General features: G+C 61.1%; 13 protein-coding genes and 1 pseudogene. 7 read left to right on the forward strand and 7 right to left on the reverse strand.

Annotated features, from left to right (window positions below):
* The first annotated feature begins 5 nt into the window (after positions 1-5).
* Together parC and RS887_RS12235 are read left to right on the forward strand one after the other, a co-directional pair.
* Positions 6-2,273, forward strand: coding sequence for a DNA topoisomerase IV subunit A (parC, locus tag RS887_RS12230; protein WP_322615593.1), 2,268 nt, complete (start codon positions 6-8; stop codon positions 2,271-2,273).
* A gap of 442 nt (positions 2,274-2,715) precedes the next feature.
* Positions 2,716-3,432 carry a PqiC family protein gene (locus RS887_RS12235; RefSeq protein WP_322615594.1) on the forward strand — a complete coding sequence of 239 codons (717 nt, stop codon included), beginning with the start codon at positions 2,716-2,718 and terminating at the stop codon, positions 3,430-3,432.
* Between the two features lie 363 nt (positions 3,433-3,795).
* On the opposite strand, the gene RS887_RS12240 is transcribed toward RS887_RS12235, so the two are convergent.
* Both RS887_RS12240 and RS887_RS12245 read right to left on the reverse strand, forming a co-directional pair.
* Positions 3,796-4,818 (reverse strand): IS110 family transposase, encoded by a 1,023-nt coding sequence (locus RS887_RS12240; RefSeq protein ID WP_322615595.1) that lies wholly within the window; start codon positions 4,816-4,818, stop codon positions 3,796-3,798.
* Between the two features lie 152 nt (positions 4,819-4,970).
* Positions 4,971-6,488 carry an AhpA/YtjB family protein gene (locus tag RS887_RS12245; RefSeq protein ID WP_322615596.1) on the reverse strand — a complete coding sequence of 506 codons (1,518 nt, stop codon included), beginning with the start codon at positions 6,486-6,488 and terminating at the stop codon, positions 4,971-4,973.
* Positions 6,489-6,623: 135 nt separating this feature from the next.
* Here RS887_RS12245 and serB point away from each other — a divergent pair, with 135 nt between their 5' ends.
* Positions 6,624-7,838 (forward strand): phosphoserine phosphatase SerB, encoded by a 1,215-nt coding sequence (gene serB, locus RS887_RS12250; RefSeq protein WP_322615597.1) that lies wholly within the window; start codon positions 6,624-6,626, stop codon positions 7,836-7,838.
* 141 nt (positions 7,839-7,979) lie between these two features.
* On the opposite strand, the gene asd is transcribed toward serB, so the two are convergent.
* The 3 genes from asd to RS887_RS12265 are packed head-to-tail and all read right to left on the reverse strand — an operon-like array spanning position 7,980 to position 11,255.
* The gene (gene asd, locus RS887_RS12255) at positions 7,980-8,840 is read right to left on the reverse strand and encodes an archaetidylserine decarboxylase (RefSeq protein WP_322615598.1); all 861 of its coding nucleotides are present in this window, start codon (positions 8,838-8,840) and stop codon (positions 7,980-7,982) included.
* 18 nt (positions 8,841-8,858) lie between these two features.
* Positions 8,859-9,674, reverse strand: a complete 816-nt coding sequence (rhdA, locus tag RS887_RS12260; protein ID WP_322615599.1) for a thiosulfate sulfurtransferase — start codon at positions 9,672-9,674, stop codon at positions 8,859-8,861.
* A 42-nt stretch (positions 9,675-9,716) separates the two neighbouring features.
* Positions 9,717-11,255: an HDOD domain-containing protein gene (locus RS887_RS12265; RefSeq protein WP_322615600.1), complete on the reverse strand. Its 1,539-nt coding sequence runs from the start codon at positions 11,253-11,255 to the stop codon at positions 9,717-9,719.
* 166 nt (positions 11,256-11,421) lie between these two features.
* Here RS887_RS12265 and motA point away from each other — a divergent pair, with 166 nt between their 5' ends.
* On the forward strand, positions 11,422-12,273 hold the full coding sequence (gene motA, locus RS887_RS12270; RefSeq protein ID WP_322615601.1) for a flagellar motor stator protein MotA: 852 nt from the start codon (positions 11,422-11,424) through the stop codon (positions 12,271-12,273).
* Between the two features lie 3 nt (positions 12,274-12,276).
* Positions 12,277-13,299, forward strand: coding sequence for a flagellar motor protein MotB (motB, locus tag RS887_RS12275; RefSeq protein ID WP_322615602.1), 1,023 nt, complete (start codon positions 12,277-12,279; stop codon positions 13,297-13,299).
* A 52-nt stretch (positions 13,300-13,351) separates the two neighbouring features.
* Here motB and rsgA read toward each other — a convergent pair.
* Positions 13,352-14,384: pseudogene (gene rsgA / locus RS887_RS12280) on the reverse strand (small ribosomal subunit biogenesis GTPase RsgA).
* A 107-nt stretch (positions 14,385-14,491) separates the two neighbouring features.
* Here rsgA and orn point away from each other — a divergent pair.
* Both orn and RS887_RS12290 read left to right on the forward strand, forming a co-directional pair.
* Positions 14,492-15,034 carry an oligoribonuclease gene (gene orn / locus RS887_RS12285; protein WP_322615603.1) on the forward strand — a complete coding sequence of 181 codons (543 nt, stop codon included), beginning with the start codon at positions 14,492-14,494 and terminating at the stop codon, positions 15,032-15,034.
* Between the two features lie 194 nt (positions 15,035-15,228).
* Entirely contained in the window at positions 15,229-15,840 is a 612-nt protein-coding gene (locus tag RS887_RS12290; RefSeq protein ID WP_057397725.1) for a trimeric intracellular cation channel family protein, read from the forward strand.
* 105 nt (positions 15,841-15,945) lie between these two features.
* Here RS887_RS12290 and queG read toward each other — a convergent pair whose 3' ends face one another.
* A complete protein-coding gene (queG, locus tag RS887_RS12295) occupies positions 15,946-17,010 on the reverse strand; it encodes a tRNA epoxyqueuosine(34) reductase QueG (RefSeq protein WP_322615604.1) in 1,065 nt (354 codons plus the stop codon).
* Positions 17,011-17,029: the final 19 nt, after the last annotated feature.

Here is a 17,029-nt window from a genome sequence, read left to right on the forward strand (position 1 = left end):
CCCGCATGAGCGACTCCCTTGATCTCAGCCTGGACGGTGTAGAACGCCGGTCACTGGCTGACTTCACCGAAAATGCCTACCTCAACTACTCCATGTACGTGATCATGGACCGTGCCTTGCCGCATATCGGCGACGGCCTGAAACCGGTACAGCGACGTATCGTCTACGCCATGAGCGAGCTGGGGCTGGACGCCGATTCCAAGCACAAGAAGTCGGCGCGTACCGTCGGTGACGTGCTCGGTAAGTTCCACCCCCACGGTGACTCGGCCTGCTACGAAGCCATGGTGCTGATGGCCCAGCCGTTCAGCTATCGCTACACGCTGGTCGACGGTCAGGGCAACTGGGGTGCGCCGGATGATCCCAAGTCCTTCGCCGCCATGCGTTACACCGAAGCGCGGCTGTCGCGTTATTCCGAAGTACTGCTCAGTGAACTGGGCCAAGGCACGGCGGACTGGGGGCCAAACTTCGACGGCACGCTGGACGAGCCGCTGGTCTTGCCTGCCCGTCTGCCGAACATTCTGCTCAACGGCACCACCGGTATCGCCGTGGGCATGGCCACCGACGTTCCGCCACACAACCTGCGCGAAGTCGCCACCGCCTGCGTGCGCTTGCTCGACGAGTCCAAGGCCACGGTCGAACAGCTCTGTGAACACATCCAGGGCCCGGACTACCCGACCGAAGCGGAAATCATCACTCCGCGCGCCGACCTGCTGAAAATCTACGAAACCGGCCGCGGTTCCGTGCGCATGCGCGCCGTGTATCACATCGAGGACGGCGACATCATCGTCACCGCGCTGCCGCATCAGGTTTCGGGCGCCAAGGTGCTGGAACAGATCGCCGCGATGATGCAGGCCAAGCCGTCCAAGGCGCCGCAAATTGCCGACCTGCGTGACGAGTCCGACCACGAAAACCCGTGCCGGATCGTGATCATCCCGGGTGCCCGGAAAAACTTCGACCACGATGCGCTGATGCAGCACCTGTTCGCCAGCACCGAGCTGGAGTCGAGCTACCGGGTCAACATCAACATCATCGGCCTGGATGGCAAGCCGCAGCTGAAAAACCTGCGCGCGTTGCTGGTCGAGTGGCTGGAGTTCCGGGTGCAGACCGTGCGTCGTCGCCTGCAATTCCGCCTCGACAAGGTCGAGCGTCGCCTGCACCTGTTGGACGGCTTGTTGATTGCCTACCTCAACCTGGATGAAGTGATCCACATCATCCGCACCGAGGAGTTTCCACGGGCCAGGCTGATCGAACGCTTCGCCCTGAGCGAAATCCAGGCCGACTACATCCTCGACACCCGTCTGCGTCAGTTGGCGCGGCTGGAAGAGATGAAGCTGCGTGCCGAGCAGGATGAACTGCTCAAGGAACAAGCCAAGCTGCAAGCTCTGCTGAGCAGCGAAGCCAAGCTGAAAAAACTGGTGCGCAGCGAGCTGATCAAGGACGCTGAAACCTATGGTGATGACCGCCGGTCGCCAATTGTCGAGCGCGCCGAGGCCAAAGCCCTGACCGAGCACGATCTGCTGCCGAACGAGAAAGTGACGGTCGTGCTGTCGGAAAAAGGCTGGATTCGCTCCGCCAAAGGCCACGAGATAGATGCCACCGGGCTTTCCTACAAGGCCGGGGACGGTTTCAAGGCGTTGGCAGCCGGGCGCTCCAACCAGTTTGCCGTGTTTATCGACTCCACCGGCCGCAGTTATTCGGTGGCCGCCCACACCTTGCCGTCGGCCCGTGGCCAGGGCGAACCGCTGACCGGTCGCCTGACGCCGCCGCCAGGGGCGAGTTTCGAATGTGTGCTGATGCCGGAAGACGATGCGCTGTACGTGATCGCCTCCGACGCCGGTTACGGTTTCGTGGTCAAGGGTGAAGACCTGCAGGCCAAGAACAAGGCGGGCAAGGCCTTGTTGAGCCTGCCGAACAATGCCAAGGTCATGCTGCCGCGTCCCGTGGCCGATCGTGAGCAGAACTGGCTGGCGTCGGTGACGACCGAAGGTCGCCTGCTGATCTTCAAGATCAGCGACCTGCCACAATTAGGTAAGGGCAAAGGCAACAAGATCATCGGGATTCCTGGTGAACGAGTGGCCAGTCGCGAAGAGTATGTGACGGACATCGCCGTATTGCCGGACGGTGCAACACTGGTGTTGCAGGCCGGGAAACGTACCTTGTCGCTGAAAGCGGACGACCTCGAACACTACAAGGGTGAACGCGGTCGTCGGGGCAACAAGTTGCCGCGTGGTTTCCAGCGGGTAGATGCGCTGCTTGTCGAAAACCTCAATTAGGCGACCTGGGGGCGTTCTCGACTAGTTTCACCACCGCGCCGGGTCTGCTGTTGAGCAGGGCAAGGCGCGAGAAGCGAGGTTTGGTCATTCCAAATAAGCTTCGAGCAACACAGCCCTGCACAACAGCAGGCCCGGCCCTTCGGGTTGTGCCTTAAAGCGGGCCAGGCTGCGTTGGAGGCCTTGGAAAGGGAACAACCATTACCTGCGGCCTCCGCCTTGCCTAGCCCGCTTTAAGGCGACAACGCGGTGGTGAAACTAGGCGAGAACGCCCCCTGGAAGCGCCGAACTACGATTTAACCCGTAGTTCGGCGCTTTGCGCTGGAGTCGGAACGCATATTCACGGATGATATGGCCTTTCAAGCGTCGGCGTAGCCGCGCATTTTTAATATTTGTTGAGTATTTTCACTGTGGTCAGCCTTTTGGCGATCACCTGGATGGGACGATGACTGCTCTGCGCCTTCCTTTTATTCTCATGCTCGCCGGCGTACTTGGCCTGGCGGGTTGCAGCGTTCACCAACCGGTGTCGTTGTACCAGCTGGATGCTGGAAATCCGGCTCAGCCTGCACAGAACGCAGGCATGGCGGTATTGTTGGGCCCGGTCACCGTGGCCGACTACCTGCAACGCGAAACCCTGTTGCAGCGTCAGCCGGATGGCAGCCTGCAAGCCTCGACCGACGGTCGTTGGGCCGGCAGCCTTTCGTCGGATATCGATCAGTTGCTGCTGCGTCAGGTCTCGGGTCGCCTGGACAGCCAGCGCGTAGTGCTGGCCCCGGCGACAGTGGGTTTCACCCCGGACGTTCAGGTGCTGTTGACCATCACGCGCCTGGATTCGGGTGAAAAACAACCGGCGATCCTCGACGCGCAATGGCGCCTGATCGACCGTCGCGGGCAGGTCCGCGACAACCGCATCATCCATTTGCAGGAACAGCATGCCGGTAGTACGGCGGCTCAGGTCCAGGCGCAGGGCGTGTTGTTGCAACGCCTGGCCGAGCAACTGTCGGTGGCAATCAAGCCTCTGGCCAATCAGCCGCCGATCGCCGAAGTCCCGCGCAAGCCGGCGGCAGCCAAGGCGACAGCACCTGCGGTAGAACAGGAAAAGCAGCCGAAGATCCCGATGGCCGCGCCTATTCGTACGGATATGGAAGTGTTCCGCTTCTGAGTCTGGATGGATTTGAAACAAAGCCCGCATTGATGCGGGCTTTGTTGTTTCTACAGGTTGGAGATCTTTAGCGTCAGTTCCGGCCTCTTCGCGGGCAAGACAGGCAACAAAAATGTATGGTCAGCCCATCTCCTGCAACCTCATTGGTTGTTTTCGGTAAAGCTGGCTTGCGCTAATGTATTCGGGCTCATGGTGAGCGTTGCTGTAACAACGCTCGGCCCTCGATGAGTAGCCGCTCCCGACTGTCCTGAAAAAGCCCTCAGCCTCTAAAGCTGAATTTTGTGCCAGGTCCTCAGTCGGGCCGTTTGCCGTTTACTGTCATCAGTCAGTGACGTCGCAAAAGCCGGTGATAAAGCTGTACGTTCAAGCGTTCGGATGTGGGTCGTACTGGCCGCCTTTGGCCAGTACCGCCCACACGATTCGCGCCAGTTTGTTGGCCAACGCGCACGCTACGACATTGGAATGTCGGCGCGTCAGCAGTTCTCGAACCCAAGGCCCCAGGGCATCTTCCCGCTTGTCGATATAACGCATGATGGCTCGCGCGCCCTGCACCAGCAGTTGGCGTATGTGCTTGTCGCCACGCTTGCTGATCCCCAATAGCACTGTTTTCCCTCCCGTTGAATACTGCCTCGGCACCAGTCCTAATGAAGCGGCAAAGTCGCGTCCACTTCGATAGTTCGACGCATCGCCCACATCCGCCAGTACTGCGCTGGCAGTGATCGGGCCGATGCCTGGAATACTCTGCAAACGACGCCCGGCATCGTCTTCTTTCAGCTGCTGCTTCAGGTCGGACTCGATGTCCTTGATTTCATCATTGAGCTGTTGAATTTGACGATAAAGACGCATCACCACGCCCTTCAAGCGCACAGGAACGGGGTGTTGTGGATCGTCCAGCAGCGCCGGCACGCGGTGCAACGCAATAACGCCAATAGGCAGGCTGATCCCGAACTCCAGCAGAAAGCCATGAATCTGATTGGTCGCGACAGTGCGATGGCCAATCAATGATTCGCGGACACGGTGCAGCGCTGAAAGCGTTTGCTGCTCTTGGGTTTTGATCGAGCAGAAGCGCATCGCGGGGCGGCTCGCCGCCTCGCAAATCGCTTCGGCATCAATGAAGTCGTTTTTGTTGCCTTTGACGAATGGTTTTACGTACTGCGGGGCGATCAGCTTCACCTCATGGCCCATTGCACCGATCTGTCGAGCCAGCCAATGGGCGCCACCGCACGATTCCATCACCACCGTACAGGCCGGCAGCTGGGCCAATGTGCTGAGCAACTGAGCGCGGCTGGTTTTCTTGCGTAAAACCTGATGACCTTTGGCGTCCTGGCCGTGCAGGTGGAAACTGTGTTTTCCAATGTCGATACCGAGAAGCGTCATCGTGTTCATGAGAGATCCTCCGCCGAAAACGAGAAAAGCCCTGCAAGCGTAAACCTGCAGGGCTTCTCGGTCAGGCTGACCATCTCATTAAGCCCGCAGACGATCACTCGTTTGCGGGCTTCCGGGTTCAAAGGCTAAAAGATCGCAGCCTTTGGCAGCTCCTACGCGCGGCGTTCGTGCATCCGCGCCAGTTGCCGTTCAAGCATCGACGGATACGGTTCCATCAACCGTTCCACGCAGCACGCACCTTCAGGGCTGGCAATCGGGCGGATCCGCGCGCGCTGGCGGATCAACGCGTCATCACTGATCTTGCGTTCCACCAGCAGCAGGTTGCGGCTGTGTTGCGACAGGGCCAGGGCGTCCTGTGCGGAGTCGGTCAGCAGCAGGTCGATCTGGCTCAGGCCGAACAGTTCTTCGCCGAGGGTCAGGCCCAGCTGCAATTGCAGGGTGATGCCGCTGTCCGCGACTTCGATCTGCAACTGGTGGCCCAGGGCCCGCAGCAGTTCGCCACAGCAAATGGCGTTGGTCAGGTAATCGTCGCCGCTGTCTTCGGTGTGGAACAGCATCAGGGTGCTGCCATCGTTCAAGGTCTCCACTTCGCCCTGATACAGCGAAGCGGCCTGATCGAGGCAGTCGCGATAGCGTTCGAGCAGTTCTTCCAGACGTGCTCGCGGCAGGCGTCGCAGTTGTTCCTGGGAGCCCAGTTGCACTGCCAGCACCGCGCTGTGTTGCGGCACGCTCGGAGTGGCCCGGCGAATGACCGGTTGTGGGTTGCTGCCCAGTGACTCGTCGCGCAGATCGGCGAACGGGTCTTCATCATCGTCGTCTTCGACGGTGCTGACGATCTGCCGTGGCGCTGGCTTGAGCGCCGCTACCGGGCGGCTCTCGTCGAAACTCGGATCGCGCAGGTTACGCACTTCGAAGGCCGGGTCGGCTTCGTCATCGACGTCGTCGAATTCCGGCTCCGGTTCCGGCACAGGGGCGGGCTCCGGGGCGAAGTTGGCGTGCAGCTGACGCGCCAGGTCACCGATCTCGTCCTGGCGGTCGGTGGCCGGGGTGTATTCATCGATATTGCGCAGCCATACCCGCAATTGCAGCAGCGGCGTGGAGAGATAACGCCCCATGCGCAGACTCAAGGCCAAAGACAGCGCCAGCAGGATGGCGCTGAGGATGCCCATGCTTTGCAGGCTGATGGTCATCGGCTGCTGGAACTGGTCCATGTCCAGGCTGATGCGCAATTGCCCGGCGGTCACGTCCTGGAAGGTGATCTTGCTCTGGTACATGCCCTCGGCTTCGCCCAGCAGGCCATGCTTGGGGCGCTGGCCGGACTCGGCAAGGATGCGGTTGTCCGGACTGTAGATGGCGGCGTGGGCCACCAGCTTGTTCTTGGTCAGGTTGTTGAGCAGCACGTTGAGGCTGAGGATGTCGTTGGACACCAACAGCTCGGTGGCCGAGGTGGCCGTCTGCGTGGTCAGGCTTTCGCCCAGCGCATCCGCCTGCTCGTGCATGGCCTGCTTGAACTGCAAGCCCATCACACCGGCATAGATGACCAGGGCCAGGGCGACCAGGATCACGTTATGGCTGGCGATGCGCAATGCAATCGGTACACGGCGGTGGCGCAGTGCCCGGAAGATCAGCAGGAAGAAGTTGTCGGTTTTTACTGGCGTGGGCCGGTTCACTTGAGCTCGGCTCTTTTGTCCGTGAAGTTGACGCGCAGTATAGCGACAGGCCCTAGACCGTCAAAGCGCTCACGGTGCCCGATGGTCACTGAAAGTGGGTAGAATGCGGTTTTTTTCCACCTGCGGGGGTGCGCCTTGCGCGAAATCGTCCTGATAAACATCACGGGAGTCGACCGTCCGGGTCTGACTGCGGCCATTACCGGCGTTCTGGTCCAGGGTGGTGTGAACATTCTCGACATCGGTCAGGCGGTGATCCACGACACCTTGTCGTTCGGCATCCTGGTTGAAATTCCTGACACCGAGCAAGGCAAGTCCGTGCTCAAGGACATCCTGTTCAAGGGCTATGAGCTCGATCAACAGGTGCGTTTCACGCCGGTATCCGAACAGGATTACCAGCAGTGGGTCGGCAACCAGGGCAAAAAGCGCCACATCGTGACCCTGTTGACCCGCAAGGTGACAGCCGGGCAGTTGCAGGCCGTAAGCTCGATTACCGCCAAATATGGCTTGAACATCGACCACATCGACCGTCTTTCCGGGCGCATGCCGCTGGACACCCCTGCCGACAAGGGCAAGGGCTGCATCGAGTTTTCCGTGCGTGGCGAGGCGGCTGATCCGCAGGCGCTGCGTGCGGAATTCCTCAGCGTTGCCCAGGAACTGAACGTCGACATCGCCTTCCAGGAAGATTCGCTGTTCCGTCGCAACCGTCGCCTGGCGGTGTTCGACATGGACTCGACGCTGATCGAAGCCGAAGTGATCGATGAACTGGCCAAGGCGGCCGGCGTGGGTGACAAGGTGTCGGAAATCACCGAGCGGGCAATGGCCGGTGAGCTGGATTTCCGCGCCAGTTTCAAAGAGCGTCTGGCCTTGCTCAAAGGGCTGGATGTCAATGTGCTGGATTCCATCGGCGCCTCGCTGCGCCTGACCGAAGGTGCTGAAACCCTGTTCGCCGAACTCAAGCGCCTGGGCTACAAGACCGCGATTCTGTCGGGCGGCTTCACCTACTTTGCCAAGCAATTGCAGGCCAAACTGGGCATCGACTACGTGTTCGCCAACGAGCTGGAAGTGGTCGACGGCAAAGTCACCGGCGTGGCGATCGAGCCGATTGTCGATGCACAGCGCAAGGCGGATTTGTTGAAGGAATTGGCACACAAGGAAGGCTTGCGCCTGGAGCAGACCATTGCGGTCGGCGATGGTGCCAACGATCTGCCGATGCTGGCGATTGCCGGGTTGGGCGTGGCCTTCCGCGCCAAGCCGCTGGTCAAACAATCGGCCAAGCAGGCGATTTCGACGCTGGGGCTGGATGGTGTGCTGTATCTGCTGGGCTTCCGCGATCGCGACGGCCAACTCTGACACCGCAAAACAACTATAGGAGCAGCCGGTCGACGCTCGATTGCTCGCGATGAACGGCGAGGCGACGCGGGCATTCAGATTGCCCGCGTCATCGTTAACGCCCATCGCGAGCAGGCTCGCTCCTACAGTTATGTGCGTTGATCAGGCTTTTGGTGAGCCCATGCCCTGACCCATCTGCACCGCTGTACCGGCGGTCATTTCTTCAGCCCACTTCACCTGTTCCGGCCCGAACAGCACGACGGCGGTCGAACCCAGTTTGAAGCGACCCAGTTCCGCACCTTTTTCCAGATGGATCGGCGCGCGCGCGGCTTCGTCGTAGCGGAAGGTTTTCAGTTCGCGCTTCGGCGGCGTCACCAGGCCCGCCCAGACGGTTTCGATCGAGGCCACGATCATCGCGCCCACCAGTACCACGGCCATCGGGCCGCGCTCGGTGTCGAAAATGCACGCCACGCGTTCGTTACGTGCAAACAGTTCCGGAACGTTTTCAGCGGTGGTCTGGTTGACCGAGAACAGGCGGCCCGGGATGTAGATCATCTCGCGCAGGGTGCCGGCCAGTGGCATGTGCACGCGGTGATAGTCCTTCGGCGACAGGTAGATGGTCGCGAAGTCGCCGCCCATGAACGGTGCCGCATTCGCCGCATCGCCACCGAGCAGTTCGAGCACGCTGAAGCTGTGACCCTTGGCCTGGAACACACGACCGTGCTCGATCGGGCCGAGCTGGCTGATGGCGCCGTCGGCCGGGCTGAGGATCGCGCCCGGGGTCTCGTCCAGCGGGCGGGCACCGGCTTTCAGTGCGCGGGTGAAGAATGCATTGAAGTGCTCGTAGGCGGTCAGGTCTTCGACCAGCGCCTGGGACATGTCCACCTGGTAACGCTTGGCGAACCAGGCGGTAAAGGCGTTCTTGAACCAGCGCACGCGGCATTCGGCGATGCAGCCGGCCAGTCGCGAGAGCAAGTTGTGGGGCAGCAGGTACTGGCTGAGGATAAACAGACGATTGTTCATTAACTGTCCTTGAAAAACTCAAATCTCTACGGGCGTATCGGGATGGTTGCCCCATTCGCCCCAGGAGCCGGCGTAGCCTTTGACCCGCGGATAACCGAGAGCCTTGGCCACCAGATAGGTGAAGCCGGACCGATGATGGGTCTGGCAGTGGGTAATCACTTCTTTGTCTTTGCTGATCCCGAGTTGTTCGAGGATCTGCGGCATGTCGGTGCGGATGCGCAGCTGGCGCGCCTGATCCATGCCGGCGGTCCATTCGAAATTGACCGCGCCGGGAATGTGGCCGCCCTTGGCTGCCAGGACTTTCTCGCCGGAATACTCCAGCGGCCCGCGTGCATCCCAGATGGCCAGGTCGGCGGCGCCGAGACGGCTTTGCAGGTATTCGCGGGTGGCAGTGGGTTCGTCGTGCAAGGTCAATGCAACCGGGCCACCCACCGGTGGCGGGATCTGGATCGACATGGGCGAACCTTCTGCCAGCCAGGCCGGCAGGCCGCCGTTGATATAGTGGTACTTGCTGTGGCCGATGACATCCAGCAGCCAGATAAAGCGTCCGGCCCAACCGCCGCCTTCGTCGTCATACACCACGTAGACCGCGTCGGGGTTGTGTCCCAGCTCACCAAACAACGTTTCGAGTGCTGCCTGCGGGGGCATCAGGCCCGGGGCGGGCGCCTGACCCAGTTGCGTGCGTTTGGGATCGACAAAGCGCGCGCCGGGAATGTGCCCTTCGGCGTAGCGGGCGGCACTGGTCAAGTCCACCAGAATCAGTTCGCGGGCGTCGAGACGAGGGAGCAAGTCGCTCGGCTCGATCACCAGCGGCAAGCCAGAGAAGTCAGACATGTGAGGTCTCCAGAGCACAAAAAGGGAGGATTGTAGCGCAGCTTATTGGCCTCGGTTGCTAAAGCTGTGCAGGGCTTTTTCGATGCATTGTGCGGTTTTGCCGAAGGCTTGTACGGAAATTTCCGAAAACGGCCCACCGCCCTGATCCGCCACGACGATCATGATCACCCGGCCATTGTTGACCAGCGAACGCAGCAGCAGGTGTTCGCCGCTGAACTGCGAGCGCAGGTTGTTGGGCAGCAGGGCCGAGAATTGCGCGTTGTTGGCTGGCGTCAGGCGGACCTGGGCCTGTTGCGCGAGCAAGCGTTGCAACACGTTGCTCTGGCTGACCACGAAGTTCAGCCCGGCCGCCTCTTTCGGCAGGCCGGCCGTCTGGTGCACGCGCAGGTTGGCGTGGGTGCGGTCGGCCATCAGGATCATCACCCGACGCATGCCGCAGGCTGCAAGGGCGTCCCGGGCGGCGATGGTCAGGTGCATGGCGTTGGTGAAACGGCTCGGCTCGACCAGCAGTTCGGCGCATTGCTTGCGCCATTTCGCCAGATCTTCGGCGGTGGGTGCCGCGGCCGGCAGCAGTCCGGCGTGGATACGGTTCATGCCCCACGGCCAGATCAGCGATTCGGCGGGGTGCCAGAGATCGGGCATGGCATGCTGGCGCGCACTGTTGGCGGCTTGCTGATGCAGTTGCTGCTGCACCTCGTCCATCGGCATTTGCAGGTAAAGGCTGGTCAGGTACTGCCAGCGCTCACTGTGCGGGCTGTCCCAGGCGTGCTGCGCCGACAGCGCCAAGCCGTTGGCCAGCAACACGGTATTGGCCGGTTGATTGAGCCAGCGGCGCAGGGTCGGGTTGTCATCGAGGCGGTTCTGCTGGCGCAATGGGTGCTCGCTGTCACGGGCAATGCGCAGGACTTTCACCAGTTCCCGCTGTTCAGTGAGCAACAGTCGATAGCCTTGTTGTACCCAGATCGGCAAGCGCCAGATCTCCACCAATGCCTGGCCGATGCCCAGCAGACGTACACCAAACAGTTGCCGCTCGACTTTGCGTGCCGATTCGCCTTTATGGATGACCCGCAGTTCCCAGTCTTCGAGCAGTTCTGGATGGGTTAGCGCCAACGGCCACAGGGGCGAAAGGAACAGCAGGCTACCCCAGTGGATGTCCTGCCACAGGCGTGCCAGGCGACTGGCAAAAAAACCGTTGGCCTGTTGGGTCGCGTGCTGGCTGATCATCTGCAGCTGACGCAAGGCTTTGGGAATGTCGGACTGGGGTACGGCGGGCAAGCGTGCGAGCAGCTCTTCGGTGCGCTTGAGGCCAAGGCGATTGATCGCGATCTCGAGGTTTTCCGCCGGCTCCGTCATGCTGCCGTGGGAGTGCCGGTTGGCTTCGCGAATCACGCTCAAGGCCAGGGCCGGGCTGCCTTGCATGAGGTCGGCGATGTCACGCAGCGAGCTGCGATTGTCGCGGATGGCCTTGCAGACAAGGTCGTGGCTGGCTTGCGGGACGGGAAGGCGTACGCCATCGAGCAGCTTGACCCAGCCCTCGATCGTCGTCGGTTTTGGCGTTGGAACGTTCGTTTCGTTAACCATGGTTGGAGGCGATCATCATCAGCATTACCCGGGCCCGGAGTGGGTCAAATTGGCTTTTCGCCTGAACGGGCTTTAGTCTGGCGCAGTTTTGCCGATAAGTAGAAGAAGAGATTTTTTAACTTCCGAATATGACCTTGAACCCGACTCAGTAAGTGCTCTCCTACCTATGGCTAAAATTATCGGCATCATCGTCGTATTCGCGAGCGTGCTCGGCGGATACGTGCTTTCCCACGGCAAGATTGCCGCCCTGATCCAGCCTTTCGAGGTCATGATTATTGGCGGTGCGGCCCTCGGCGCATTCCTGCAGGCCAACCCTGGTCATATGACGATGCACGTGCTCAAGAAGTCCTTGGGCATGTTCAGTTCACGTTTCAACCACGGCTTCTACCTTGAAGTGCTGGGCCTGATCTACGAGATCCTCAACAAGAGCCGCCGTGAAGGCATGATGGCCATCGAAGGTGACATTGAAGATGCCGTCGCGAGCCCGATCTTCGCCAAGTACCCGGCGGTGCTCAAGGACGAGCGCATGACTGCGTTCATCTGCGATTACCTGCGGATCATGTCCTCCGGCAACATGGCTCCGCACGAGCTGGAAGGCCTGTTCGACATGGAGCTGTTCAGCCTCAAGGAAGACCTGGAGCATCCATCCCACGCGGTCAACGGCATCGCCGACGCCATGCCCGGTTTCGGTATCGTCGCGGCGGTACTGGGTATCGTGGTGACCATGGCTTCGCTGGGTGAAGGTGACCAGAAGTCCATCGGCCTGCACGTGGGTGCGGCACTGGTCGGTACCTTCTTCGGTATTCTCGCCGCCTACGGTTTCTTCGGCCCGCTGGCTCACTCCCTGGCCCACGATGCCAAGGAAGAGCTGAACGTCTACGAAGCCATCAAGGCCTCGCTGGTGGCTTCGGCTTCCGGTATGCCGCCATCGCTGGCCGTGGAGTTCGGGCGCAAGGTTCTGTACCCGGCGCACCGTCCTAGCTTCGCTGAGCTGGAACAAGCGGTTCGCGGTCGTTAAGCCATGGAAAATAACCAACCGATAATCATCAAGCGCGTCAAGCGCTACGCCGGCGGGCATCACGGGGGCGCCTGGAAAATCGCCTTCGCCGACTTCGCCACGGCGATGATGGCGTTCTTTCTGGTGTTGTGGCTGTTGTCCACCGCAACACCGGAACAGAAGATCGCCATCGCCGGTTACTTCAAGGATCCGATCGGCTTTTCCGAAAGCGGCACGCCGTACATCATCGATCTGGGTGGCACGCCGACCCTGGCGCCGGAAAACACCCTCAACCCCGAGGTGAAGTCCCAGCCACAGCCGGACAAGGTGACCGTCGATGCCGAGCAGGTCGAAGGTATGGCCGAGATGGTCGAGAAGGAGCGCCTCGAGCTGTTGCTGCAAGAGTTGCAGAACAAGGTCGAAGAGAACCCGCAACTGCAGAAATTCAAAGACCAGATCATGTTCGAGATCACCCCGGACGGCCTGCGTATCCAGATCGTGGATGCCGAGAACCGGCCGATGTTCGACTCAGGCTCGGCCCGTCTGAAGCCGTATTTCGAAGACATCCTGCTGGCCATGGCCGACACCATCAAGGCGGTGCCGAACAAGATCAGCATCAGCGGTCACACCGATGCCAAGCCATACACCGGGACCGGTGACTTCGGTAACTGGGAGCTCTCGGCCAACCGTGCCAACGCGGCACGTCGCGCGCTGGTGGCGGGCAGCTATCCGGACAGTCAGGTGGCGCGGGTCGTCGGTTATGCTTCGTCGGCCTTGTTCGACCGCGAGCACCCGTTCAATCCGGTCAACCGCCGTATCGACATCATCGTGCTGACCAAAAAAGCCCAGCGCGCCATCGAAGGTTCCCAAGGCGCGGAGCCGGCTCCAGATGCCTCGCAAGGCGCTCCCGGCACAGCGCCTGCCGCGCCGGCTGACCCAAACGCGTTGCCAGCGGACAAGGAGCCGCTACCGGCCCACGAACTTCGCGAGCGGCTGAATCTGTTTGACGATCCGGCGCCAAAACCGGGTAGCGCGCCCAAACAGTGACCCATGAAAAAACCGCGATGATCGCGGCTTTTTCATGTCTGCGGGAAGCGGCTCAGTAGCCGTTTTCCGGCAGGCTGGCGATGATCGAGCGATAGCTGTTCATCCGTTGCTGCTGCACGCGGCCGTCTTCAAGGGCCTTGAGCAGGGGCGCAACCGGGCTCGCGGTCATGCTTGCAGTCACGGAAGCGGCAGGTACCGAGCAGGTCATTGAATTCGATGAAGCCGGCTTCGACGTCGGCACGGCTGACGTGGCCCAGGCCGAATTCGCGGATTCCCGGGGAGTCGATCAGCTCACCGCCGCCGGGGAAGTGGAACAACCGGGCGGTAGTGGTGGTGTGAGTGCCCTGGCCGGACAGCTCGGACAGCGGGCCGACGCGGGTTTCGACATCCGGCAGCAGGCTGTTGACCAACGACGACTTGCCGACACCGGACTGGCCGACGAACACGCTGATGCGCCCGTCCAGTTGCGCCTGCAATTGCTCCATGCCATTGCCGTGGTGCGCCGACACTTCCAGCACCGGATAGCCGAGGGTGCGGTACACCGCGAGCAAGGCATTGAGCGCCGGGGCGTTGTGTTCGTCGATCAGGTCGAACTTGTTCAGCAGCAACAGCGGCTTGATGCCCGCATGCTCGGCCGCCACCAGATAGCGGTCGATCAGGTTGGCGTGGGGTTCGGGCAGCGGTGCAAACACGATGACGATCATGTCGACGTTGGCTGCCACCGGCTTGAGCTGACCACGGCTGTCCGGGCGACACAGCTCGGTGTTGCGCGGCAGTTGCGCCACGATCACGCCGATGCCCTGGTTGCCGGCACGCCACACCACCTGATCGCCGGTCACCAGCGCCGGCAGGTTGGCGCGCAGGTGGCAACGGAACACCTGGCCGGCCAGTTCGCCGTCGCGGGCCTCGACCTCGACCTGCACACCGAAGTGCGCGATCACCAGACCGTGCTGTTCCGGGCCCAGATCGCCGCCCTCAAGTGCCTCGACAGCCGAGGACTCGCGTTTGGCGGCGCGGGCAGCGCGTTCGCCCTGAATCTTTTCGATGCGCCAGTTTTGGCGGCGATTGAGTTGGCGTTTGGCCATGGGTGTTCCGTATCAAGAATGCAGCGATTAGGTAAAACGGCCGCGAGTTTAGCACGCCCGGCCACCGGCCTAGGCTAAACTGCGCAGCATTGCCTAGGAGCCGACACATGCAAAACCCGCAGAACCTGATCTGGATCGACCTGGAAATGACCGGTCTGAACCCTGATTCCGACGTCATTATCGAAATGGCCACCATCGTCACCGACAGCGACCTGAACACTCTGGCCGAAGGCCCGGTGATCGCCATTCACCACAGCGACGAAATCCTCGCCGGCATGGATGAGTGGAACACCCGTCAGCACGGCGGTTCCGGGCTGACCCAGCGAGTTCGCGACAGCCGCATCAGCATGGCCGAAGCCGAGGCCGAAACCATCGCCTTCCTGGAGAAGTGGGTGCCAAAGGGCAAATCGCCGATCTGCGGCAACAGCATCTGCCAGGATCGTCGCTTCCTTTATACCCACATGAAATCCCTGGAAAGCTATTTCCACTACCGCAACCTCGACGTGTCCACCCTCAAAGAGCTGGCTGCACGCTGGGCACCGGATGTGCGTGACAGCTTCAAGAAGGGCAGCACCCACCTGGCGCTGGATGACATCCGCGAATCCATCGCCGAGTTGCAGCACTACCGCAAGCACTTCATCAAGGCCTGATACAGAAGGGCTGTTCCGGCCCCATCGCGAGCAGGCTCGCTCCCACATTGGGCTGGGTTGGCCTCGTGGGAGCGAGCCTGCTTGCGATGGCGTCCGTACCGTCACTATTGATGGTTGGGCTGATTCTGTGGTGCCCTCTTTTGGTGCCTGGGTGAACTGAGTAGACTGCGCGCCTTTCTGCAAGGACCGCCACTATGCTGTTGATGCTCTACCTGATCGCCATCACCGCCGAAGCCATGACCGGTGCCCTGTCTGCCGGGCGTCGTGGCATGGACTGGTTCGGTGTTGTGCTGATCGCTTGCGTCACGGCGCTGGGTGGCGGGTCGGTGCGCGATGTACTGCTCGGGCATTACCCGCTGACGTGGGTCAAACACCCGGAATACCTGGTGCTGACCACGGCCGCCGCGATGATCACCGTGTTCACGGCGCGCTGGATGCGGCATTTGCGTTCACTGTTTCTGGTGCTCGACGCCGTCGGTCTGGTGGCGTTCACCCTGATCGGCTGCATGACCGCGCTGGAAATGGGCCACGGCATGCTGGTGGCTTCGGTCAGCGGCGTGATCACCGGCGTCTTCGGCGGCATCCTGCGGGACATTTTCTGCAACGATATTCCGCTGATCTTCCGGCGTGAGCTCTATGCCAGCGTCTCGTTTGCGGCGGCGTGGTGCTACATGCTCTGCATCTATCTGCAATTACCCGATGAACAATCGATTCTGATCACCCTGTTCGGCGGTTTTCTGCTGCGCTTGCTGGCAATCCGCTTTCACTGGGAAATGCCCAAGTTCGTCTATAACGACGAAGCCTGACGCGGTCCCCTGTGGGAGCGAGCTAGCTCGCGATGGACGTCAACGATAACGCGGCAAGCCTGGTGGCCCGCGGAGTTCTCCGGTTCATCGCGAGCAAGCGCGCTCCTACATAAGGCCGTGTTGTTTCAGAGCCCACTCGACATGTTCACGTACCAGTTGCGAAGGATGTTCCCGTCGCGCCTTCAACGCTTCCAGCACCGGAATCGTCGAAGGCGCATTCCCCAGGCCTACCGCCAGATTGCGCAACCAGCTTTCATAACCTGCCCGCCTTAGCGGCGAACCTTCGGTGCTACTTAGAAACCTGGCCTCATCCCACATGAACAGCGCGGCCAGGTCGGCGTTGTCCAGGTTGTGCCGCGGCTTGAAGTCGCTTTCACCGGACGGACGGGCAAAGCGGTTCCACGGGCAGACAATCTGGCAATCGTCGCAACCGAACACCCGATTGCCGATCAGCGGTCGCAGGTCTTCAGGGATCGCGCCTTTGAGTTCGATGGTCAGGTAGGAAATGCAGCGTCGGGCGTCCAGCACATAGGGGCCGACGAAGGCATTGGTGGGACAAATGTCGAGGCAGGCGCTGCACCGTCCGCAGTGTTCGGTGGCGTGGGGCGGGTCTACCGGCAGCGGCAAGTCAACGAACAGTTCGGCGAGGAAGAAATAGCTGCCTGCCTTGCGATTCAACACCAGAGTGTTTTTGCCGATCCAGCCAAGGCCGGCCTGTTCCGCGATGGCTTTTTCCAGCACCGGGGCACTGTCGACGAAAGCGCGATAGCCGAAAGGCCCGATGACCGCCTGAATCTTTTCCGCCAGTTGTTGCACGCGTTTACGGATCAACTTGTGGTAATCGCGACCCAGGGCATAGCGCGAGACGTAGGCTTTTTCCGGCTGGGCGAGCATTTTCGCCATGTGGGTGTCGCCCGCCAGATAGTCCATGCGCAGCGAAACCACACGCAAAGTGCCGGGCACCAGTTCTTCCGGGTGCGAGCGTTTGCTGCCATGGGCGCCCATGTAGTCCATTTCGCCGTGGTAGCCGGCGGCGAGCCAGCGCTCCAGGTGTTGCTCATGCTCGCCCAGGTCGAGGCCGCTGATGCCGACTTGCTGAAAGCCCAGTTCGCGGCCCCAGTCCTTGATGGATTGGGCGAGGGCAGGCAGGTCTGTGGTGATGGCGGACATGAGGCGAGAGAAACCGGAG

Origin of the sequence: Pseudomonas sp. BIC9C (assembly GCF_034541995.1) — a bacterium.
In the GTDB taxonomy this organism is placed as follows: domain Bacteria; phylum Pseudomonadota; class Gammaproteobacteria; order Pseudomonadales; family Pseudomonadaceae; genus Aquipseudomonas; species Aquipseudomonas fluorescens_CC.

Excerpts from the sequence above, each read along its gene's own strand:
- RS887_RS12235 (WP_322615594.1), top strand. The coding sequence starts at position 2,716 with ATGACTGCTCTGCGCCTTCCTTTTATTCTCATGCTCGCCGGCGTACTT.
- RS887_RS12265 (WP_322615600.1), bottom strand. The coding sequence starts at position 11,255 with ATGGTTAACGAAACGAACGTTCCAACGCCAAAACCGACGACGATCGAG.
- rhdA (WP_322615599.1), bottom strand. The coding sequence starts at position 9,674 with ATGTCTGACTTCTCTGGCTTGCCGCTGGTGATCGAGCCGAGCGACTTG.
- parC (WP_322615593.1), top strand. The coding sequence starts at position 6 with ATGAGCGACTCCCTTGATCTCAGCCTGGACGGTGTAGAACGCCGGTCA.
- queG (WP_322615604.1), bottom strand. The coding sequence starts at position 17,010 with ATGTCCGCCATCACCACAGACCTGCCTGCCCTCGCCCAATCCATCAAG.
- orn (WP_322615603.1), top strand. The coding sequence starts at position 14,492 with ATGCAAAACCCGCAGAACCTGATCTGGATCGACCTGGAAATGACCGGT.
- RS887_RS12240 (WP_322615595.1), bottom strand. The coding sequence starts at position 4,818 with ATGAACACGATGACGCTTCTCGGTATCGACATTGGAAAACACAGTTTC.
- motB (WP_322615602.1), top strand. The coding sequence starts at position 12,277 with ATGGAAAATAACCAACCGATAATCATCAAGCGCGTCAAGCGCTACGCC.
- asd (WP_322615598.1), bottom strand. The coding sequence starts at position 8,840 with ATGAACAATCGTCTGTTTATCCTCAGCCAGTACCTGCTGCCCCACAAC.
- RS887_RS12290 (WP_057397725.1), top strand. The coding sequence starts at position 15,229 with ATGCTGTTGATGCTCTACCTGATCGCCATCACCGCCGAAGCCATGACC.
- motA (WP_322615601.1), top strand. The coding sequence starts at position 11,422 with ATGGCTAAAATTATCGGCATCATCGTCGTATTCGCGAGCGTGCTCGGC.